Origin of the sequence: Novosphingobium sp. (assembly GCF_036820275.1) — a bacterium.
Classification (GTDB): domain Bacteria; phylum Pseudomonadota; class Alphaproteobacteria; order Sphingomonadales; family Sphingomonadaceae; genus Novosphingobium.
In genome coordinates, this window is record NZ_DAISLT010000066.1 from 1 (window position 1) to 21,552 (window position 21,552).

Annotated in this window: 14 protein-coding genes and 1 pseudogene; 6 read left to right on the forward strand and 9 right to left on the reverse strand. The window is 61.9% G+C overall.

Features of this window, described 5'->3' with window-relative positions; all coding sequences use genetic code 11:
* Nucleotides 1-418: 418 nt before the first annotated feature.
* The 3 genes from V7066_RS27585 to V7066_RS27595 form a co-directional block, all read right to left on the reverse strand.
* Entirely contained in the window at nucleotides 419-2,419 is a 2,001-nt protein-coding gene (locus V7066_RS27585) for a TolB family protein (protein ID WP_334186127.1), read from the reverse strand.
* 129 nt (nucleotides 2,420-2,548) lie between these two features.
* Nucleotides 2,549-3,598 carry an NAD(P)H-dependent amine dehydrogenase family protein gene (locus V7066_RS27590; RefSeq protein WP_334186128.1) on the reverse strand — a complete coding sequence of 350 codons (1,050 nt, stop codon included), beginning with the start codon at nucleotides 3,596-3,598 and terminating at the stop codon, nucleotides 2,549-2,551.
* 83 nt (nucleotides 3,599-3,681) lie between these two features.
* On the reverse strand, nucleotides 3,682-4,434 hold the full coding sequence (locus tag V7066_RS27595) for an SDR family NAD(P)-dependent oxidoreductase (protein ID WP_334186129.1): 753 nt from the start codon (nucleotides 4,432-4,434) through the stop codon (nucleotides 3,682-3,684).
* Between the two features lie 256 nt (nucleotides 4,435-4,690).
* Between V7066_RS27595 and V7066_RS27600 the strand changes: the two genes are divergently transcribed.
* Nucleotides 4,691-5,503, forward strand: coding sequence for an SDR family NAD(P)-dependent oxidoreductase (locus V7066_RS27600; protein WP_334186130.1), 813 nt, complete (start codon nucleotides 4,691-4,693; stop codon nucleotides 5,501-5,503).
* A 71-nt stretch (nucleotides 5,504-5,574) separates the two neighbouring features.
* Here V7066_RS27600 and V7066_RS27605 read toward each other — a convergent pair whose 3' ends face one another.
* Nucleotides 5,575-6,378 (reverse strand): FadR/GntR family transcriptional regulator, encoded by an 804-nt coding sequence (locus V7066_RS27605; RefSeq protein WP_442947389.1) that lies wholly within the window; start codon nucleotides 6,376-6,378, stop codon nucleotides 5,575-5,577.
* Nucleotides 6,379-6,439: 61 nt separating this feature from the next.
* On the opposite strand from V7066_RS27605, the pseudogene V7066_RS27610 reads away from it, so the two are divergent.
* A pseudogene (locus V7066_RS27610) lies at nucleotides 6,440-6,682 on the forward strand (bifunctional D-altronate/D-mannonate dehydratase); the annotation flags it as partial.
* 73 nt (nucleotides 6,683-6,755) lie between these two features.
* Here V7066_RS27610 and V7066_RS27615 read toward each other — a convergent pair.
* From V7066_RS27615 to V7066_RS27625, 3 genes are all read right to left on the reverse strand, one after another.
* The gene (locus V7066_RS27615) at nucleotides 6,756-8,276 is read right to left on the reverse strand and encodes a GH39 family glycosyl hydrolase (protein WP_334186131.1); all 1,521 of its coding nucleotides are present in this window, start codon (nucleotides 8,274-8,276) and stop codon (nucleotides 6,756-6,758) included.
* A gap of 45 nt (nucleotides 8,277-8,321) precedes the next feature.
* Complete coding sequence (locus V7066_RS27620; RefSeq protein ID WP_334186132.1) at nucleotides 8,322-11,003, reverse strand: glycoside hydrolase family 2 TIM barrel-domain containing protein; 2,682 nt, start codon at nucleotides 11,001-11,003, stop codon at nucleotides 8,322-8,324.
* 66 nt (nucleotides 11,004-11,069) lie between these two features.
* Entirely contained in the window at nucleotides 11,070-14,471 is a 3,402-nt protein-coding gene (locus tag V7066_RS27625; RefSeq protein ID WP_334186133.1) for a glycosyl hydrolase, read from the reverse strand.
* A gap of 719 nt (nucleotides 14,472-15,190) precedes the next feature.
* Here V7066_RS27625 and V7066_RS27630 point away from each other — a divergent pair.
* The 4 genes from V7066_RS27630 to V7066_RS27645 all read left to right on the forward strand — a co-directional run bounded on the left by V7066_RS27630 (nucleotide 15,191) and on the right by V7066_RS27645 (nucleotide 20,683).
* Complete coding sequence (locus V7066_RS27630) at nucleotides 15,191-15,511, forward strand: 2Fe-2S iron-sulfur cluster-binding protein (RefSeq protein WP_334186134.1); 321 nt, start codon at nucleotides 15,191-15,193, stop codon at nucleotides 15,509-15,511.
* Between the two features lie 57 nt (nucleotides 15,512-15,568).
* Complete coding sequence (locus V7066_RS27635; protein WP_334186135.1) at nucleotides 15,569-17,155, forward strand: cytochrome P450; 1,587 nt, start codon at nucleotides 15,569-15,571, stop codon at nucleotides 17,153-17,155.
* A gap of 187 nt (nucleotides 17,156-17,342) precedes the next feature.
* Nucleotides 17,343-19,847: a TonB-dependent receptor gene (locus tag V7066_RS27640; protein ID WP_334186136.1), complete on the forward strand. Its 2,505-nt coding sequence runs from the start codon at nucleotides 17,343-17,345 to the stop codon at nucleotides 19,845-19,847.
* Nucleotides 19,848-20,011: 164 nt separating this feature from the next.
* Nucleotides 20,012-20,683 (forward strand): TetR family transcriptional regulator, encoded by a 672-nt coding sequence (locus V7066_RS27645; protein ID WP_334186137.1) that lies wholly within the window; start codon nucleotides 20,012-20,014, stop codon nucleotides 20,681-20,683.
* A gap of 64 nt (nucleotides 20,684-20,747) precedes the next feature.
* Here the strand turns inward: V7066_RS27645 and V7066_RS27650 are convergent, their stop codons facing one another.
* Entirely contained in the window at nucleotides 20,748-21,371 is a 624-nt protein-coding gene (locus V7066_RS27650; RefSeq protein ID WP_334186138.1) for a TetR/AcrR family transcriptional regulator, read from the reverse strand.
* On the reverse strand, nucleotides 21,368-21,552 hold a 185-nt coding region (locus tag V7066_RS27655; protein ID WP_334186139.1), incomplete at its 5' end, for a hypothetical protein. The genes V7066_RS27650 and V7066_RS27655, both read right to left, overlap by 4 nt.

Below are 21,552 nucleotides of genomic sequence, written 5' to 3' on the forward strand. Positions count from 1 at the left end.
CTGGCGTGGACGAACTGCATCGGAAAAGGACGGATGTTCTATTCCGCGATCGGTCGTCGGCCCGAGACCTATAGCCAGGGCGAGTACGTCACCTTGCTGGAGACGGCGCTTGCCTGGGCGGCGACAGATCGCAAGGCGTGCCCTGCCTCATGATGACGAGCGGCGTGAGGAGCTGCGGGGGACTGTTCCGTGGATTCCCCGGGGGTATCAGAGCGGCGATGCCACCGCGCCTGCTCAAGGCCTTATACCAGCCTGGGCTGAAGCTGACTCACCCAACTTGCTGAAAGTCTGGATCAATCCCGTCCTGCATCGAGATGCCGACCTGAGGCTGCAAGATCTGTCGTGCGGTGCCGGGACGATCCGAGCCCCATGAAGGACGGCGCCGACAGCCCGCACTGTCGGCGCCGCCTCGAACTTCTCAGGTCCCGGGCTGGGGCGGGCTGTAGACTTTGCCGTCCTGTGTCGTCACCAGATTTCCTTCGAGCGGCTGCCCGAGTGGGCTCAGTACGAAGCCGCCGGGCTCGGAAGTCTTCTTCGTGATCGAATGGCTTCCGCTGGAGCGAAGGTCCGAATGCCAGACGATGCGGGGAGCACCAGCCGATTTCACCAGTTCGGCGCTTTCCGTGCCGTTGATAGTGTGTTTGCCGTCGTCCGTGTAGTTCGTATAGCGTGTCGCCACGTAGGATACGCGGCCGTTTACGTCCTTCCGAACCTCGACTCGCGCTTCACCGCCCTTCTGTCCTGCCATCGTGAACTTTCCGGCGGGAACGGACGGATATCGCCTGGGCATCGGATCGCCTGGTCGGTAGCGGGTCCCCCACGGCACCGTGATCGGTTGCACTGCCACTTTACCTGCGAGCGGCAATGGAACACGGTCCTTAAGCCTTGCCATCATCAGTCGGGATTTTCTTTGCCCCGGCTCGGTAGAAACGGGGCAGGGCAGGGGATTGACGCCGCCGCAATCCGGCGCGTTCACCAGGGCCTGCCAATACACGACGCTCGTTCCATCGGGCGACCATGCCGGGTCGGCTCTTGCGTTCCAGTTCGGATCGCTCGCACTCCCCGGAGCGCCGTCTCCGGCGTTCAGCTGTTGGCCGGAATATGTGGCGCGGTCGCCATCCCGATCTAGCAGAATCGGCTGAAAAAACCGCCGCATACTGTTACGATATCCGTATCGTGCGCTCAGCATCACCATCCGCGTCAGTTCGTCCGTAAGCGGCGGAACGCCCTGCATTGCGCCGTAATACATGTGGCGATCGGTGGTGCGGTTATCCAGCACCACGAACCACGTATCGTCCGGCGACATGAGGATCGGGTCGGCGTAGCCGGGGGCGCTGGTCAATCGGTGCGAATCTCCGGACACGAGGTCGGTGATGAACATGTCGACATTCCCGGACTCGGGAATGCCCATACCCACGGCGTTTCTGCCGTCCCGCGTCCAGCCCCGGGCTTCGCCGATCGCGCCCTTAACGGGATTGCGTATCAGGCGGCCCGGCGATTTCGGGTCTTCGCGGAACGGCGCGAATTCCGGGTTCGTCGCATTGGTGAGGACCCAGGCGTCCTCCAGTTCATAGCGCGGAGCCAAGGGTGTGCCGCTGCGCGGTGACGGGTTGAACACCAGCCTGCCGACCAGACCATGCTGATCGATATCGGGGCCGGTAGCGATCATATGGCTCCACATCAGATGCTCGCCATCCGGGTTCAGGCGCAGCTCGCGCATCGATCCTCCAGGACCGGAACCATCGGCTGTGGTGTTCCAGCGGATCGGATAGATCCGAATGCGCTCGGGCGTGCACTTGTCGTCGACCAGCCTGTAGGGGCCGCAATCGACGACGTTCGTGCCAGCGATCATCCGGGTATCGCCCGGGAATGCCTGGGGATGATCCAGACTCAACCAGGTTGCATTCTCGGGGACACGCCGCCCATGCTCATTGGTAGAGGCTGGATTGGCATCGGCGCGGGCGTCCTTCGGGACACCGCAGGTGATGCATTTCCACCCATCGCCATTGGCAAAGTTCGTGCCGTCGGTCTTGATGACGATGACCTGCGGACCATCATAGACGCTGCCCGGGGCGGGTGCGGCAGGGGCCCCTGCGAACTGGACGGTCAGCAATACATGTTTGGCATCGCCCAGATATGCCGGCCCTTCGACGATGCCATCATCAGCAGCCGTCATGCATCCAGTGCCTTTCGGATTGACGATCCTGGTGCAGGCACCTGGGGCCTCCGAGGGAGCCGTGGGAGGGAGCGGCAACGATGAGACGACGACATTTTCAGGTTTGGGAGGGGGCTTGGGGGCATTCGTCGTCGGTGCGGCCGCGCCCGCAACGATGCTTGCGCCCAGGCTTGCAACCGCAATCGAAATCCGGGCCGTTGCGCCCAGTCGTTCTTGAAGGCGTATTTTCAGATAAGTTGCCATTTAAGGATCTATCCTGATTCAGACCGTTGCAGGCTGACCTGAGGGACTTGAAGACCTGAGGTGTACTGCATGAATGTCGGTGATTTGGATGCCATGGATGCGCGCCATCGCGGTTGCGACCGCCAGGCTTTATGCCAGTCTGGTAACGCTTAACGGAAGTTCTGCGGTCGTCCGGATTCCCGGGGGAGCCGCGCAAAGCGATCGAACCATGTTTACGGGGCGGTGCGCGGTCAGATTGGGCAAAGTCGCTTGTCGTTCCTCGGGGGGAATGGGGAAGCCTATGCTGATATCGAAGGGCGTGTCGCCTTCCACGGTGACGCGCCAGCCGTCGGCGCGAAGGTCCCATGCCGGTTGAAGCTGTTCCGTCACGAACCAGTTACAGCGAAAGCGCATCACCGGCTTTCCTCCCCGATATCCGGTCGTGACCATTCTTTGCCCGGCAACCGTACCGGCGGGAATGACGGTTTCGTGGAGTTTGACGGGGGCTGTGGCGAGGGCGACCTCGCTTGCCACCTCGAATCTCTCGATCTCGATGCCCAGAGCCTCTGCAAGTGCGTGCAACGAATGATTGAAGACTTCATCCCGTTCATAGAACGGGCGTTCCGCGAATTTTTCCGGGCTTTCGCCAAAACCCATGGTCCCGAGCAACATTTCCTCTGAGCAGCCATCGATGCAATTGGCAAATTCGTCGATGGTGAGAAGATCTAGCCGCCTTGCAACGGAAAGGAGAACCAGTGGAAGCGCTTCGGTTATGAAACCTGGACTGCTCCCTGAACTGTGGAGCGAACTGCGGCCTCTGGAACAGGCGGCCTCGATTCTTGCGCGTACGTCAGGGGCCATGCTTCCGGGATGGAAGAACTCGGCGCGCGTCGAGGAAATGTTGATGCCGTTTTCCAGAAGAGCGCAGACATCGTCGTAATCGGTCTGCTCCGGCATGTAGAGCACGCAATCCGGTTTCAACGCCACGATCTCGGCGAGGTCGCGCACGGCCTTGATGCCGGTATGCCCGATACCGCAAAGCTCGCCGGCATCCTTGCCCACTTTTGCAGGCGAATAGACTTTGACCCCGACCAATTCCAAATCGGGGTGTGAAAGGACTGCCCGCAAGGCCGCTGCTCCAACGGTGCCGGTGGCCCATTGGACAACGCGCAGTTTCTCCGCACCGGATGGCTTCGTCATCGCTTCTGCTCCAGGACTTCGATGGTGATCGGCGAATGGCACCGTCCCGCGGGCGGGACGGTGCGCCTGCCAGGAAACGCGGTTCAGCCGATGAACATGCCGCCGTTCACGGCCAGGACTTGTCCGGTGACGTAGCTCGCCCCATCCGATGCCAGGTATTCGCAGGCCGCGGCGATATCTTCCGGCGTGCCGGGGCGGGGGATCGGGATGTGCTGGGCGATCACGTCCAGCGGCGGGAACGTGCCGGCCGCGACGCCTTGCTCGGCCATCGGCGTTGCCACGACCGAGGGCGGGATCGTGTTGACGGTGATGCCGTCGGCAGCGAACTCTCGAGCGAGGGCGCGGGTCAGGCCGATCACCCCGCCTTTCGCCGCCGAGTAGTGGGCGCGATCCGACGCGCCGGATTGCGCGGCATGCGAGGAAATGGTGATGACGCGCCCCCACTTCGCCGCGACCATGTCGGGCAGGGCGGCCTGAACCGTGTGGAAAACGCCGGTCAGGTTGATGTCGATCATGCGCTGCCAGGTCGGCTGATCCACGTCGAGGAATCGAACGCCCTCGGAAATGCCGGCGTTGGCCACGACGATGGCAATGGGCCCCAGCTCCGATCGGATCGCGGAATAGGCCGTTTCCACATCGTCCCGATCGGATACGTCGACCCGGCGTGCCAGTACCCGCGCGCCTTCGGATTGGAGCGCGGCACTTTCCCGCTCGAGGGCTTCATCCTGTAGGTCGAGCATGGCAACGGGGTGCCCCTTGCGCGCAAACAGCCGGACGACGCCCAGGCCGATACCCGATGCCCCGCCCGTGACCACGACGACTCGATTGGCTTCCATCTACACTCTCCCATTTCTTCTTTGGCCGTTTGCCCGGCAACAACCCTGCTGTTTCCGAACGGGCGAAACGCGCGCTCCGGACCTTTATGCGATAATGTGGCGCACAACTTGCGCGGTGTCCAGCCTCCAGATAGGCGTAGCCAAGGCGCGATTCGCATTGGGCGGACAAATCGGCACTTCCCGGTTGCAGGCTCTGCGGGGAACACCGCTGCAACCGGAGCGGAATGGGCTGTCGCGATGAAAATGGGAGAATGAAATGCCAGTTCCGGACGTCTCCAGCCGCTCGATAGGCGAGCTGGTTTCCCTTACGGGTAGAAGCGCGGTGGTGACGGGAGCCGCCTGGGGGCTTGGAAAGGCCACGGCGAAACGCCTTGCGGAAGCGGGCGCGGCCGTTCTCGTTGCCGATATCGACGAAGAAGCCGCTGCGGCGACAGCCGAGGAACTGGGCCGGCAGTACTCGGCGGATGTTTCGTTCGCACGGCTCGATGCCGGTGACGCCGGCTCCATCGCTTCGGTTGCGGATCTCGCCGAGAGCAGGTTCGGCAAGCTGGACATATGGGTGAACAATGCGGGAATCCCCTCTTTCACACCCTTGCTCGAACTGGATGAAGAAGAGTTCGATAACGTCCTGGCGATCAATCTTCGCGGGTCGTTCGTCGGGGCCAGAGAAGCTGCCCGCCGGATGATCGCCGCGAACCAGGGCGGCGTGATCGTCAATGTCGCCTCGCTGGCCGGGGTCCGGGGCATTTCCGAGGGACAGGCAGCCTACTGCTCGTCCAAACATGGTGTCGTCGGCCTGACCAAGCAGCTTGCCATAGAGCTTGGCGGCCATGGTATCCGTGTCCTGGGCGTGGCGCCCGGTTTCTCGTTGACGGAAAAGACGATGTTCATCGCGGATTGGGACGAGGAAACCATCAGGAACTGTCCGATCCCCGGTATAGGAGCGAGCCGTCTCGGCCGTGTGGGCGTTGCCGACGACATTGCCCGGGCCATTCTGTTCTGCGCCTCGGACCTGTCGATGTTCATGACCGGCAGTACTTTGCTTCTCGATGGGGGAATCGCCGCCTGATTGTCCGATAGTGGGAGCGGGAGCTTCCGGAAAAATCATGGGGGGGCGTGCAGGCCCTTGTACGCCTCCCTTTACTGCCTTTTGACGCCGTGTTGATAACGGGCTCGGGTTGCGGCAATGGATTGGCGCGCCGCTGCTATAGCATCTTCTTCAAGCGCAAACAGCAGATGGTCGAGCACCGCGCGAAGGTGCGCATGCATCGCATTTCTTGCTGCGACCGGTTCGCGTGATTTCAGTGCGAGGACGATTGCGGCATGTTCCTCGACTACCGGTTTTACGTTCGCGGTTCTCGCCTTTTCCAGCAGGAGGCGACACTCAGAAGAACTCGAGCGCAGTTCCCAGAGTTGCTCGATCGTCCGTGCCACGGCGGCATTGCGGCTCGCGCCGGCGATGGTCATATGAAACAATTTGTCGGCGTCCTCTTCGTCGCCTTCCTTCGCATTCTCACGCTGCATCGCCGAGATCAGCGTCTCCAGCCGCTGGAGTTCCTCATCGGTGATGTGCTGTGCCGCGAGTGCTGCAGCCTCGCCTTCGAACAGCAGGCGCGCTTCAATGAGTTCGAAGGGGCTGACGGTGAAACTCGGCTCGTCGTTCTCGCCGGGCAGGCGGAGTACGAATGTGCCTGCGCCTAGCCTAGCTTCTACAAGGCCGAGAACTTCCATCGCAAGCATCGCTTCGCGCACGACGGGCCGGCTCACCCCCAGCTTGACGGCAATATCCCGTTCCGCAGGCATTCGGTCTCCGATGCTGTAAGCGCCGGATTGCATTTCCTTGATCATAGTGTGAGCCACGCGCTTATAGAGGCGCGATCCGCTCGTGGTGGAGTCAGACGGCTGTGTATCCGTCGGGCCATTCGCTCTGGTTATGTCTTTCATCTCCCTCACACCTGTCTTTGTGGTCAGTCCAATTTTCTACAAACGGTAAAGTGACGTTGACGGAACCGCGCTTCACTTCGATATCTGGGTGCCCAACTTCGACATTCAGGAATATATGCGTTACAGCGAAGAGGCCGACGTGGTATTCCCCCATGACTACCGGTTCGCGAGCGGCGAATTGTTCTGCGGAGAGGTCCCTCGCCACGGCGTGGACATCGGCGAGACGCTCGCGGCCAAGTATCCATACAAGCCTGATTACCTGCCGGTCGCGCGGCTCGACGATGGAACCATGTGGAACTGGTGAGCGGCGCAAGTATCCGCGACAGCGCTGCGGCCCGGTGGTATCTCCCAAGGGGGTGGCACCGGGCTGCATCCGGTCAGATCAGTTCGACGAGTGCGAGGCCTTCCGATGGAAGATCCAGAATGAGGGTTCCGTCGCCGTCAAGACGGCGGCGCTCGACCACGGGCTGAGAGGCCCTGCGCAGGTGAACGACCTGATCGCGGGAAGGATACTGCGGAGAGCCCATGGCGCGCCAGGTCGGCATGGGCGAGCCGCGCTCCCAGTCGACATAGCGGACTTCAGCGGCCTTCCGCCCGGCGATGCCGTCGAGCTTCAGGACGATGCGCTTGGCCTCGCCCCGGATCTTTCGCTCAGAGGTCATGCCGGGAATGCCGCCGGGCTGATCTACCTCGGCAAGATTCCACACGAGCACGGATATGCGCCCGTCCTTGCCACGTGATGCCAGGACCGGACCCTGGGCGGAAAGCCGCTCGGTTCCAAGGCGGTGCAGCAGGCGGTAGGCGTTGAAGGAAGGCTTGGCGATCCCGTCGATCATCATGCTCCATCCCATCGAGCCTTCCTTGAGCATGTAGTCGTCGACGCCGAGTTCCTCGTACATGCCGCTGAGGGTCCATTGCGACATTCCTGCGCAGTGTGCCAGGCCCTGGGCGATGACATGGGCGATCATCGCCGGACTGTCGGAAGACCATTCGGAAAGCCACAGCGCCTTGCCGGAAAACGGCCCGGAGTCGATGGTCCTGCGGGCATTGGCGAGAGCATCCGGAATGACGTCGTTGATGCCGCGACGCGGCGCGTCCTTGCCGAATACCTCGTTCTGATCGTCGCCTGCGTAGACATGGGTGGCAAAGAAATCGACGGGGGCATTGTTGGCCGCGCACCACTGCGCGAAGTCGCCGATCCAGGCCGTCCTGGAGGTCGCCGGCCCGCCTACCTGAATGCGTGGATCCACCGACTTGATGGCCACGGCGGCCGCCTTGTACATGTCGAAGTAGCGCTGCTTGTCCCCCGTCCAGAAAAACGAGAGATTGGGCTCGTTCCAGACTTCGAAGGGCCATGTCCGCACGGTCTCGATGCCGTAGCGATCGACCATCGCCGCCGTGAAGGACTTGATGAAACCCGCGAACTCCGCATCGGAATTCGGAGGGGTGATGTTGGCGCCGTAGAAGCCGAACTGGGTTTTGCCGGAAGCCAGCTTGCCGGGCATGAAGCTCAGCTCGACGTAAGGACTGACGCCAATATCGAGCAGGCCGTCATACACCCGGTGGACATTGAGCCAGTTCGGCCCGCCATTGCGCCGCATCTCCAGGATGCTCTTGCCGAAGACGCCCAGTTCATCGTTGAAGATGCCGTGGAATCGGGCGCGCTTGAAGCCGGCCTCGGCATGGCCGATGCGCATGTCCTGACGCCATTCCTCGCGCAGGGTGATCGCCGCACGGTCGGAGCCGACGGATTCTTCCCAGACGTGCGGGAGCTTGCCCGTAACTGCGCGCGTATCGACGCGGATCGTTTCCGTGGCGATGCCCACGGCGCGGGCGCCCCCGGCGGACAGGGCTGCCGCTGCGGCGCTCGATGCCAGGAATGTGCGGCGGTCAAACATCTTTCTCTCCAGGATATTTTGCGATGGTATCGGTGTGGGGCAGGATCAGTGCGAGATCTCTATTCCGGCGAGCGCGGCGTTGCCGGAAACGCTCGAAAAATCGAGCTTGAGGCGGCCATCGGTTATTGTGACGGGGAAGCTGCGCACCACTTCCCTGAGCGGTGCGCCCGCTTCCTTGCGCACGTTGAAGCCTGCAAGCGCGACCTTGCCGTTCGCCCTCACCGTCAGCGCCTGTTCCGGGGCGGAGTCCTTGCGGGGTTCGAACAAATGCAGCGTGACCTGCCATTGCCCGTCGGGCAGCGGGATGTCGTAGCTATACGCACTGCCGTCGCGCCAGTAGTCGAACAGGGCCGGATCGGCAGCCTCGACCTGGCGGATGGGGGCCATCGAGCGGCCGCCAAAACCCACGAGATTGAGCACGACCGGCCTGCCGCCGGTGACGAAGGTATCTGAGCCGAAGTGCCGCGCACCCAGGTCAAGGCCCGCGAGACTGCCGGTATTGATGCGCAGCCCATCGCGATCGACGTTCGGCCCGTTCCAGACGGCGGTGTCGCGAACGGTCTTGCCGCCGACATTCGCGGATACAGTCGCCGCATTGGCGCCTGGGTGCAGCGCCACGCCTTTCCACTCGCAGACGAAATCGGGGCAGGGCGCTTCGCCGATCGCCTTGCCGTTGATGGTCAGTGATGCGGAAGGCGTGTTGGTATAGGCTTTCACGTCCATGACCGGATAGGCGCGATCGGCGTAGCGCTTTCCGGCGAAGCGGATCGCCGGACCGTCGCTCCAGGCGACTTTGTAGAACCAGAAGGCGTCCTTGCGTTCCTTGCGGTCGGCCGTCACCAGTCCCTTGTCGTTGAGGTCGACACTGTCGCCCTCGTCCCGCAGGTCGCTGGAAAAATCGAACATCGCCCAGACCCAGCTGGCGAAGACGAAGTCGCGGCTGTTGATCGCGGGCCAGCTCTGCTCATGCACCCATGCCTCGAATTCCTCGGGGTGGGGGCGTCCGACGAAGTTGACGAAGCCGTTCTTCGTGTCGTCGCTGTGCTGGCTGATCGCGCCGCCTGCTCCATATTCGCTCAGCGAAAGCGGCAATCCGGGATGCTCTTTGTGGAACGTGTCGAGCGTATCGCCGAGATCCTTCCTGGCCTGAAGCGGATTGGGATAATACCAGCCGTAATATCGATTGTAGCCGATGAGATCGGCGGTCCCGGCAAGCCGCTCTCCTGCGGTCTGGACCAGGGTCAGGCCTTCGCAGCAGTCCGCGAAAGTGGTCGGCCGGTCCGGGTCTTCCTCCTTGGCGACGGCGTTGAGATGCCGGAGCAGGGCAAGCGGTTTGGGCGGGTTGCCCTTGACGCCGAAACCCTTCGCGGAATCCACTTCGTTGCCGACCGACCACATGAGGATCGCGGGGTGGTTGTAGTTCTGGCGGATCTGCTCGCGAAGCTGCTGCTCCGCATTGGCCCAGAGCGCTTCCGAGCCTTGCCCCCCGGAAAGACTGGGCGTCGTCACGTAAGGCAGTTCGGCCCAGACGACCATGCCGGCCTTGTCGGCGAGATCGGACCAGGCATCCGCGTGCTGGTAATGGGCCTGCCGAATGGTGTTGGCGCCGAGCTCCTCGATCAGCGCCATGTCCTGCTTGTGCTGCGCGGGCGTGAGCGCCCAGCCTGATCCCAGCGCATCCTGATGGCGCGATACGCCGCGCAGCTTGAGGTGGCGGCCGTTGAGCGAGAAACCGGCATTTGCGTCGAAGCGGAAGGTGCGCAGCCCGAGCGGCTGCGAGACGCGGTCGAGCACGGCCTTGCCTTGCGTCAACGTGGCGATGACCGTGTAGAGGTAGGGATCGGTCCTCCCATCCCAGCGACGGGGATGGGCGATGTCGAGTTGGGCGCTCTCCTCTTGAGCACCGGCGGCGAGCGTTACGGGTTGGGCGAGGCGCGTGACGACTTTGCCCTTGGCATCCCTGATCTCCGTGGTCAGCGTGAGAGCGCGGGCATTCCTGCCGGCGTTGCGCAGGCGCGCCCGCACCTCGACAATTGCCCGTTGATCGGTGATCTCCTTGGCATGGGCGTAGATCCCGGGACCGCCGAAATCGAGCGGGTCGATCGACGCTTTGGGCAGTTGCAGCAGCGAGACTTCACGGTAGATCCCGCCGTGGACGAAGAAGTCGCCGGAGAGCGGGATGACTTCGGCCGTGCTGCTGCCGGGTTCGGGCTTGGAATTGTCGGCGCTGACGACGATGAGATTGCGTTCTCCCGGCTTCCAGGCCTCGGAAACGTCGAAGCGGAAACGGGCAAAGGCGCCCTTGTGCGTGCCGACGTGGCGGCCATTGACCCAGACCTCGGCAATCTTGCCGACCGCGGCAAAGTCCAGATACTGCCTGTCCTGCTGCTTTGCCTTGGGAGCCTGAACCCAGAGCCGGTACCAGCCGACGCCTTGTCGGTTGTCGCTTTCGCTGCCGCGTTCCAGTTCGTAGGCACCGATGCGGTTCCAGCTATGCGGTACGGAAACCCGGTCCCAGGTGCTGTCATCGAACGCGGGGCTGGTGACGGTGGACGGCTCTTCCCCGAACCGGAACCGCCAGCCTTGCGAGAGATCCATCGCAGGGCGCTCGGCATTGGAACGGGCGCTGGTCGCACTGGGCGCCGCCAAGACGGACGTTGCACTCATGACGCTGCCAAGCGTCACGCCGAGCAGGATCGTTGCAGCAGTTCGCTTCAAATCAGCCATCTTGTCCGTCTCCCGATTGCCTCTGCTGTCTTTTTGAAAGAGGTCAGATCATGTTCGTTGTCGGTTTCACCGGAGCAGGCGCACGGGGCCGATCAGGCCGGAGGGACGCAGAGGGGCATCTTTCCGATAGGTGGGAGTCGCCGTCCAGGTCACCTTGGCCGCGCCGGTCTGCGCATCGCCGACGAGGCGATTGACCCAGAGGTTGGCGACACGGATCTGCAAGCGATTCCGGCCGGCCTTCGCCTGCTTGCCGATGTCGATGAGCAGGGGCTTGTGCCAAGCGTAGCCTGCGAGCCGACCGTTCACCAGGACTTCCGCTATTTCGCGGGCCTCGCCGAGGTCGAGATAAAGCGGCGTTCCTCTGCGCCAGCCACGCGGCGCGTCGAATTCCTTCGTGTAGGTGGCCGCGCCCGAGAAGTAGCGGATGGCCGGGTCCTGATTTTCGTTCAGCGCAGTCAGAGCGGCAAGTCGGGTAGAGGCAGGGGCGCCGCGTCCCAGTTCGAATGCGACATCCCAGGGACCGTCCAGCAAGGCGGCTTCCGAAAGCGGCGCCGAGACCACATCCCGTCGGGTTTCGGCGGCATCCTTTCTAAAGACGACATGAACTGCCCCGTCCGGCTCCAGCGTCAGCGGAACGTGCGTAATTCCTTCGCGCGTTTCGTAGCTGACCGGCTCGAACCGGCCGGTTTCGGCATGCCAGAGTTCAGGAACCCTGCTGGCGACGCGAAACGCGGCGTCGAACTTTTCGGTGCGGTCTTTCTGGTTCGAGATGAAATAGAGATCGCCGTCGTCGAGCTGGCGGTGAACGAAGGGCAGATCGCTGCCCGGCTGCGCGCCGGTGATACGGAAATCCGGAACCAGGCCGAGTTGTGTCAGCGCCGAGGCAAGATCGGCGGTCGCGATCACCTGGCCTTTCCCGACCGGGGTGCTCAGCGGGCCGGGCCACAAGGCGTTTCGTAGCGCTTCATAGCGGCCGGGATCGACGCTGAGGCCAGGGTCGCTTTGGGGGCGTGGTCCAACGATCGTCGCGCCGCCCTCTGCGAGTTTTGCGATCTTCTCGAGCACCGGCAGGCTTATGCGGTTCGACGAGCCGCCGAGGAACAGGACGCGGTAGCGGGCGCCGCCGACGCTTGCGATGGCGTTGCCGTCGTTGTCCAGGGCTTCCAGAAGCGCGTCGGCATTCACGAAATCGTAGGCATGTCCGGCGGGAACCTGCGGACCGCCCTTGTCTCCGAACAAAGCCGTCAACGGAGCTTCCTCGCCATAGAAGTAGGCGATGTCCGCAAAGTTCCGGCCCTGTTGCAGCATCAGCGAATTGCGCGCGATGTAATCGACCCACGGCCGCGCCAGTTCGCCCCAGGCCTCGTTGCGGTTGAAGTCCTGCCCGAAGATCGACAGGCGAAGTCCGGGCTTGCGATCGTCCACGGGGACATGCACCGAGGTGTGGATGACCGGCCGATTGATACCGGTCGCGAACTCCAGGTCGATCATGCGCTTGAGATCAGCAGGGGCGAATGACCAGGGCGACAGCATCGAGGTCAGGGATTCCGCTGCAACGAAGCGTCGGCCGTAAACGTGCGCGACCGAGGCTGCTCCCTTCATGTCGGCCAGATAGGTCGGTTTCGGCCCACTGGCGCGGGAGAAGGCCCACATCGCGGCCATCGGGACGTCGGCCGACTTGCGCATGGCCATATCGTCACCGAGCAGGGGGCGATGGTCCTCCAGCGCCTCGCCGTAGACGATCAGCCCGTTCTCGTGCGCCGCACCGGCAATCGTGGCGTAGTGTTCGCTTGCGAGCAGGTCCGCCAATGTCCGGCGGAAGTCGTAGAGGAAGCGGTCGCTGCTCTGGCGCGAGCCGACGATCATCCCGGTCAATGCCGGAAGCCACGGAGTCGGATCGTACCCGCGCAGTCGCCTGAACTGGTCGATCATGTTCGGCGTCCAGTTGGAGGCACCGACCTCGATACTGTCGGTCAGGATGGCGCGAATGCCTTTCCCGCCGAGCAGCGCCGGGCCTACCGTTTCGCGGTAGGTATCGATGTAGTGGTCCATGTAGCGCCGCACGGCCGCCGCGTCGTACTTGTCCACTTCCAGTCCCGTCGCCTCCAGAGGCGCCGGATGGTTCATGGTGCCGACCAGCGAATAGCCCAGGCGAAGGATCTGCCAGCGTCCCGGCGGAGGAGACCAGTCCAGCGTCCCGTCGGCGCGAAGACGATCGGTCAGGTTCAGGACCGATCCCGGAGCAATTCCCGCGGCATCGGCAAGGCCGCGATCGAGGTCGTAGTAATCCGGTACGATGTCGAACCCGGCCTTGGCTTCGGCGCGGTTCACGCGGTCGGTGCCGGAGAGAACCAGTTCGGCGATCCGGATCGTCGCCGAGGGCTTTCCCCCCGAAAAACCGGCAGCAAGCGCGGAGAGGTCGACGCCGGGCGGCGGCGGGGCAATGTTCGGAAGGCTGCTGACCTCCTGCAAGGTCAGTCTGAATCTGCTGGCGGTTACCGGCGCCATGGCCACCGTCGTCGGCACCCGGGACAGCGGGACATCGACGACCTTGGTCCACTGACCGACCGCCGTCTCGGCTTCGAGCGCGGCCTTGAGATTCGCGCCCAGAAACTTGCCGGCCCCGTCGGGGATGAACAGCGTGATCGCGCGCACGGTGCGGGGATGGGCGTAGGCGAGTTGCAGGATCGTCGGCGCTTTCGGCGTCTTGGCGAGGTCGATGCCGGTTTCAAGATCGCCGTCGGTCAGGGCGGTGCCGTCGATCTGCTGTTGCAAGCCGTCGTAGTACGCGCTCGGCCCCGCCTCTCGCGTTCCCGAGACGGGAAATGCGAGCACGGCGACATCGCGGTAGAACGGCTTGGGAACCGCCGGAGCCTGTTCGTTGATGGTGGAATTCGTGCCTGACTTCGCGGCGATCGACTGGAAAGGGCCGGTCACGGAAGGAGGCACGGGGAGCAGCCGGGGCAGGGGCCTTCCGCCTTCCGCAGAGGTTTCGCTCCAGACCAGTTTCTTCATGCCGTCCGCGGATGGAACCCAGGGGCCGCCCGTTTCCGACCATCCCGGAGAAGAGGCGATGGCGAGCTCGATTCCGAGCCGGTCCGCTTCCCCCGCTGCGGCTTTGAACGCGGTTTTCCAGGCCGGTGTCATATAGACCAGTCGTTGGTCGACGATCTGCGGGCTCTGGAGATTGACGTCGAAGGATTGCGCGCCGCCAATTCCGACACGCTTCATCCACTTGAGATCCTTGAGCAGACCGTCCTTGGTGATGTTGCCGTTGATCCAGTGCCACCAGACCCTTGGCCGCGCCTCCATCGGAGGATCCTGGAAGGCCGCTTCCAGATCGATCGAAGCCCCTGTTTTGGCAGGGGAGGCTTCGTCGGCCAGCCCCGGGATTGCGGATAGGGCGACCGTCAGAAGCAATGCCTGCCTTACGGACCAGGTACCAAACCGGAAGTTTGCTGTCGCCATCGTGATCGCCTGTTCTGCATCTGCCCTGCCGAATGCATGCCCGGTTGCAGGCGCGCATTAGCTTCTCCTTATGTCGCTTATTTTTGTGCGACACAATGGCGCGTATGTTCCAGCCTGAAATCTGTCAAGCCGGTGGTTGATGTTGGTCGACCATTTATGAGGAGGCGATTGAAGTCGTCTGCAATTCATTGGCACCATCCGGCAGATCTGGCCGCCCAGATAACGTCTCCGCGATGAAGTTGACTTATCCGATCACTCGCAGATTCCCCGGCAGGCATGTCTCGATCTGATCGCGGGGAGCCGCAAGGGCCTTTGCCGTCTTGCGCCATTCTTCACGCAAGGCCAGCCCGGCCCCGTCGTTGAGAAGCACGGCTCAGAGCGCTCTATGCTCTTCGATGTTCTCGTAAATCGTCCGGGAACCCTTCTTTCCCCCGCAGCTATCGCCGATCGGCATGGAGAGCCTGACGGCGGTCCCGATTTGGATCGAACGGCTGTTGCAAGCGCCGACCAAAGCTTCGGGCAAGTGCCGTCCTCGATAGCCGGGCACGCCCTGCTCCAGGGTTGACGGCCGGCGAGCAACGGACGTATGCGACACTGTATCGCGTAAATCGGGACTCGCTTCACGGCAACCCTTTCAGCGCCATTGCCCAGGCAGGTGCCGGCAAGTGGATGCAGGGCCGAAAGCGGAAAGTACCCGGAGTTCAGGAGAGGGGTGAAACGTGGCATCGATCATTGTTGTGGGCGCGTCCGGAGAGGAAAAGACCCTGGAGGCAAGGCCCGGTCAGACCGTCATGGAAGTGATCCGGGACGCGGGATTCGATGAGTTGCTGGCGCTGTGCGGCGGCTGCTGCTCCTGCGCGACTTGTCATGTCCATGTCGAAGAAGGGGAAGGCGCCGAAACCCTTGCCCCCATGAGCGACGACGAAAACGACCTGCTCGATTCGTCCGACCACCGCAATGACCGGTCGCGGCTTTCATGCCAGTTGCAGATCACCGATGCGCTCGATGGCCTGCGCGTGAGGATCGCCCCGGAAGACTGAAGACGAACAACGCCCTTTGACGCGTTTCGGCGGCGGCAAGGAACAGGAGCAGGATAAATGACTGAATTGGCAGACCGGGACTATTTCACCGACCACGAAATCTTGGTGGATCCCTATGCGTATTTCGAGGCCGTTCGCGGCAAGGGGGCCATCTACCAACCCGAGGGCAAGGACTACCTGATGGTCATGGGTTTCGAGGAGACACTCGAAATCATGCGCAACTCGGAAGACTTCTCGGCAATCATCGGTCTTCAGGGCGCCTCCGCTCCCCTGCCGTTCACGCCGCATGGTTCCGACATCACCGCTCAGGTCGAGGCGCACCGGGACGCGTTCCACGGCGGCGATCTGCTGGTCAATCTGGATGACAATGCTCACCTCCAGCTTCGCTCGCTGGTCAATCGCCTGTTCACGCCCTCGCGCCTCAAGGCCAACGAGGAATTCATCCAGGCCTATTCGGATGAACTTGCGCGAGATGCCGCCGCGAATGGTCGTGTTGAACTGGTCCGCACGATTGCAACCCCGTTTGTAACCCTCGTCATTGCCGACCTCCTGGGCATTCCGGCAGAGGATCGGCAAAAGTTCATGGATCTCATCCAGGATGCTCCGCCTCCGGGAAATCTCGATGGCGAGTTGGACCTCAACGCCGCGGACCATCCCTTCATGATCATGGGTGGTTATTTCGCGCAGTATGTCGCCGAGCGCCGGGCAAATCCGACACAGGACATTCTGTCGGAACTTGCCAATGCGCTCTATCCCGACGGAACGCTTCCCGATGAAATGGCCATCGTCAAGCTCGGCATGTTCATGTTCGGTGCCGGACAGGACACCAGCGCGAAGCTGCTGGGCAACGCGATGCGCTATATCGTCGATCAGCCCGGTTTGCAGGATCGTCTTCGCGCGGAGCCTTCGCTGATCCCAGCGCTTATCGAGGAAGTTCTGCGTCTGGAGGGGTCGACCAAGCAGACCGCTCGCCTCGCCCGGAAGGATACCCGGATCGGCGATCTGGAGATCAAGGCCGGGACGAAGATCATGCTGTCGATTGCCGCGGCCAATCGCGATCCCCGGCGCTGGGAAGATCCGCAGGAGTTCAAACTCAATCGCCCCAAAATCAGGGAGCATGTCGCTTTCGGACGCAGCGCTCACACGTGCGCAGGTGCTCCGCTGGCCCGCGTCGAAGTGCGTGTCATCCTCGAAAAGCTGCTTCAGTACACGTCCGACATCGATCTCGATCCGGTCATCCATGGCCCGCGCGGCGCCCGCAAGCTCACTTTCGAGCCGAGCTTCATCATTCGCGGACTTGCCGAACTCCACCTTAAACTGACGCCGGCCGAAGGTATCGATCTCACGTCGACCAGGCCGTCCGTGATCCAGAAGGCTAGGGTTGCAGCCGTTCCGGATGCCGCCCCTGACGCGGCTTCGTCGAGCGGCTATTCGACAGCGTCGACCAAGCTGGCCGTCCTCCTCAAGGACGGCGCTGCGAAGGACGTGCTCGACAAGCACTTTCCCGGGATCACTACCGACAAGCGTATCGGCATGGCGAAGTCGATGACCCTTCGCGCGATCCAGAAGTTTGCACCCGGCCAATTCACCGACGACGCGCTCGACGCTCTCGACAGGGACCTTGCTGTACTGCCCGGGCAGTAAGCGGGCTGGATGAGGCAAGTGGCGGCTGGCGATGGCTCCCAAGGGAAGCACGGCTGCCACCTTGCCCTTCCGGAACGATAGATTCGCGCCGGCGAAGGGCCGGTCCGAAAAGGGGAGTTCGGTTGGCCAATGCGACATAGTGTCGCATTTAAATCAGATAAAAATATATAGAGGGGAAGGGGATTCGATGCGGAGTAAAAGAGCCTTCGTGCTTGCCGGAAGCAGCCTGCTGGCAATCGCGGTGCCGGCATATGCCCAACAGGCGGAGCAACCCGCGCCCGTTGCTGCGGCGGAAAACGGTGCGTCGATTGTCAGCGAAATCATCGTCCAGGCGCGTCGCCGCGATGAAAGTCTTCAGGATGTGCCCCTGGTCGTGAACGCGGTCACGGCCGATACGATCGACAAGCTGAACATCCGCAATTTCACGGATATCAGTTCCGTGGTTCCCGGCCTCCAGCTGACGCCCAACGCCAACGGTATCGGCACGTCCTCCTCGATCCGCGGCGTCAACCACGATGTCAATGTCAGCGCTGAAAACGGCACGATCCAATACTATCGCAACGATGCCCCGGTGCCGTCGAACTTCGTTTTCCAGACCATGTACGATGTGGGTCAGATCGAGGTGCTGCGCGGTCCGCAGGGGACGCTGCGTGGACGCTCCACGCCTTCCGGTTCGATCACGGCAACCACGCGTCTCCCGGATCTGATCGAGCCCGGCGGTTACATCGCGGGGACCTTCGGATCGGGTTCAACTGCGAACCTGAACGGCGCGCTGAATGTCCCGGTGATCGAGGACGTACTGGGCATTCGCGTCGCCGGGCTTCACAAGTTCGACAGGCTCAACCGCGTCACGAGTATCAACAGCGATGTAAAGCCAAGCAGCGAGACGAATGCGATTCGCGCGACCGTCCGCTTCGAACCCACCCAGTGGCTGCGGTTCGGATTCCTCTACGAAGGCATGCAGAGCAAATCCCTGCGCTACGATCAAGTTCGCTCCGTCAGCGATTACAACGCCGACTATACGCCTTCGGCGGGGGCGCCGGATTATGGCCGTATCGGTTTGGACGATTATCTTTCGGTCCAGTCCAGGCCCAGTACCGTGACGCAGAAGTTCCAGTTCTACAACTGGAATGCAGAAGCCGATATTCTGGGACAGCGCCTGGTCTACGTCGGTTCGCGGACGTCGCAGCACTACCATAGCTTTGGCGTCCGCGACCTGGCGAACTTCTTCCCCGATCTCGCGATCGGACAGGAAGCGGATACGCGGGGAACCACGTCGAGCCACGAGGTCCGTCTCCAGAACCTGGACCGCGTTGCAGGCCTGTTCGATTACGTCGTGGGATACTTCGAATATGCCGTTCCGTCCCGCACCATCCTGAACGACAGCAGCATTACGCAGTTGCGCCTGGCTGGGCTTGGCATTCCGATCGCTGCGCCCAGCGTGACCAATACTCCGATCTATCTCCCCAAGGGGACACCGAAAGAGCAATCGTTCTTCGGAAACGTGACCTTGCATCTTGGGGACGCGACCGAGCTTTCGGGCGGACTTCGGCGCATTCACTTCACGGATTTCCGCGATGGCCTGTTCATCAGCTGTACCCCGGAACTCTATGCAGCAGGATCGTGCAGACGTCAGAACGGCACGCAGTCCGATGTGAAAGAGAACACCACGATCTACAGCGCCAGCATCAAGCATCGTTTCACGCCTGGGCTGATGATCTACGCCGCAACCGGCAGCTCCTGGAGGCCGCCCGTCGTCGCCGTCGGCAATTTCACCAATGCCAACTACACGCCGAACGAAGTCGCCCACGTCTCGCTGCCTTCCGAAAGTTCCAAGTCCTATGAGATCGGCGTGAAATCGGACTGGTTCGATCACAAGCTGACGTTCAATCTCACGGCCTATCATCAGAAGTACAAGAACTATCCCTATCGCGCCGGGGGTGCCGGCATCGCCTATATCAATATCAACTCTGCGGGCGCGCCCGCTATCGGCAACTTCAATTTCGTCAGCGCGGTTCCAGTCAAGGTGAACGGGGTGGAGGCCGAGCTGGCCTTCAGTCCCACCTCGCAGCTCAGCTTCGGTGCCACGCTCAACTATGCGAAGAGCACGATCGGGAATGCGCTTCTTGCCTGCACCGATGCGCTGAACAACCAGACCGGCGCCGTCGGTTCGGACGGAATAGCCGACACCGACACCCCGACGCTCGCGCAGATGCAACAGGCCTATGGTGGGGAGCGTGTGGCGGTGTGCCCCGGCGGCGGGCAAAGTGCGACTTTCCAGCCCAAGTGGACGGGCGTACTGCGGGCGGAGTACAATCAGCCCGTGGGAGACCAGATGGATGCCTACTTGCGCGGACTGTTCAGTTGGCGGGGCAAATCCCGGACAGATCCCGGCAATCGTTTTGATGACGTGGGTGCCTACGGTCTCTTCAACCTCTACGGCGGTTTGCGCTCGGCCAAGGGATCTTGGGAAGTGACGCTCTATGCCAAGAATCTGTTCGACACGGCGAAGTTGCTTACCCAGGACGATCTTGCGCAGTTTACACCCGTTACGGATGTCTTCCTGGCGCCGCCGACGTTCAGTGTCGCCGGTATCGGATCAAGCGTCTACAACAGCCGCTACACGGGCGTGACGGTGACCGCACCACGCGAGTTCGGCGTGACGTTCCGTGTGGCTGTCGGTTCTCGCTGAGGATCTTTCGGCGCGAAGGGTCGCAGGCCATACAAGCCTGCGACCCGTTCAATGATCCTGTCCGTTGCGTGAAGACATCGCAGTCCGGGCGGGGCGATCTTTCGCCGAGCATATGTCCCACAACGAGGATGTTTGAACTTCAGATGTTAGCGGGGAGCACGTCGATGTCGGGCGAGGATTTTGGTCCTGGAAGTTCGTCCCGCAAACGGTCGGGGCGGCGCAAGGGCCAAACACCGGACCTCAGGCATCTGGAGAATATCGCCTTGAGGGCGTTTGCCAAACGGGGCTTCGAAACCGTGGGCCTGCGCGAACTGGCGGCTGCCGCAGAGATAGCGCCCGCGCTGATTTCCTATCGGTACAAATCGAAGCTGGGCCTTTGGAAGGCGGTTGTTGACGGCCTTGCAAAGCGTATCGAGCTGACTTTTCAAGCCATGCAGCGCAGCTACCAGACATCCGGTCCATTCCCGGTCAGAGCCAGGAAGGCCTTGCGCCATCTTGTAGACATGAATTTCGAACTACCCGAATTGTCCCGTTTCTACATGAACGAGATGTCCCAGAGCGGCGAGAGGCAGCAATATGCCCTGCTTCATTTATGGGAACCCTATCTCGCCGCGGTCCTTCCGATCATCCGAGAGGCCGGCGAACGACATGATACGGACATGCGTAATACAAACATGGGCGAGCCCGAATTCGCTGCATTTGCCATTTTGAGCATGATCATGGCCTCGCAGCATTTGGCGCCCGTGCTCATCCTCGCGAGAGCCGAAGCAAATCCCGACCCTGCCGCTTTGGTAATGGGTTCCCTTGAACGACTGCTGGGCATTGATATCCATTGAACAGCAAAAGCGATGGCTTGGCTCCTGGACGTTGAAGATCACCGCTGTCGGTAAGGGGCCGGACTTAGTCGGGCGCCATTATCGAAGTCGAAAGCAGGCGGAACAGAATTTTGGCCATTTCCGAAACCGTGTAAGTTCCTTCCGGCTGACCTACCCACCAGGCAAGCGTTTCGGCAATCAGGGTGGCCGCGCAAATCGTCCCGAGTTCCCGGGGCAGCCATTCGTTGAGCGGGGTCTCGGACTGCGCAACGATCATCGATACTCTCAACCATTCCTCGCGCATGGCGCTGCCGGCGCCGCCATTGAGAAGAATGGACCAAAGCACGCGGTGTTCCTCGACATAGGCGCAGAGCGCTTGGAATCCCGCTTCGTAGTCTTCGACATCGCGGATGGACATAGTCAGGCGATTGAGATGGGCGATCTCGTCCTTGGCAATCGTGTCGAGGAGAGATTCCTTGGTCTGGTGATGGCGGAAGAACGTCGCATAATGGACTTGCGCTTCCGCACAGATGTCACGGACGGTGATCTGATCAAAAGGCTTCTGTTGCAACAGCGCCAACATCGCTTCCCGCAGCGCACCGGCCGAACGAAGCGCTCGCGCATGTTTCGACCTCGAGGACGCCAGCGGTTCAACTTTCGGAGATGCTTCGGTCCGGTTATCGCGATTCGTTTTTTTTGTCTCGGTCATTGCATCATATCTGACGCAAAGAAGACTCGATCCGCAAGTGGCTGGCGCGCTTCATGTGGATCACTTTCGAAGGATTTATCTGTTCGTCTCTCGAATCGCCCACCCGCATTCATGCGAAAGTGCTGATTGAAGCGCCCCGGGTTTTCCGGAGGCTCCAATTTGTGAGAAGGAGCTTTCGTGA